General features: G+C 67.7%; 1 protein-coding gene. It reads left to right on the plus strand.

From position 1 onward, the window contains the following. A partial coding sequence (locus AC1DWF_RS34275; RefSeq protein WP_476842941.1) for a xanthine dehydrogenase family protein molybdopterin-binding subunit occupies positions 1 to 728 on the plus strand: 728 nt, incomplete at both ends.

Here is a 728-nt window from a genome sequence, read left to right on the forward strand (position 1 = left end):
TCACCGAGGACGGCAATGTCGTGGTGACCACGGGCCATCCGGATGTCGGCGGCTCGCGCGCCTCCATCGCCAACATCACGGCGGAGCTGCTGGGCATCGACTACAAACGCGTCTCCGTGCTGATCGGCGACACCGCGACCATCGGCTATTCCAACCTGACCGGCGGCAGCCGCGTGCTCTTCGCCTCAGCGATGGTGGTGACGCAGTCCACGGAGAAGGTCATCAAGACCCTCTGCGAGCGCGCGGCGAAGCTCTGGAAGATCGATCCGGAGGCCGTGGTCTGGGAGGATGGCGAGGCCAAGCCCGCCGGCGAGAACGCCGGCAAGTTTCCCGGGCTCAGCCTCGCGCAACTCGCGGCCAAGGCGAGCGAGACCGGTGGCCCCATCGGCGCCGGCGTGCAGCAGAACACCCAGGGCGCCGAGGGCGGCTTCGCCACCCATGTCTGCGACGTGGAGGTCGACGTCGATCTCGGGATCGTCCGGGTGCTGCGCTACACCTCCTTCCAGGATGTCGGGCGCGCCGTGCATCCGGCCTATGTCGAGGGGCAGATGCAGGGCGGCGCCGCGCAGGGCATCGGCTGGGCGCTCAGCGAGGAATACCTCTACGACAAGAACGGCAAGGTCGATAACGCCAGCTTCCTCGACTACCGGATGCCGGTCTGCTCGGACCTGCCGATGCTGGACACCGTCATGATCGAGGTGCCGAACCCCAAGCACCCGCAGGGCGTG

This window comes from Aminobacter sp. P4_D5 (assembly GCF_056401815.1).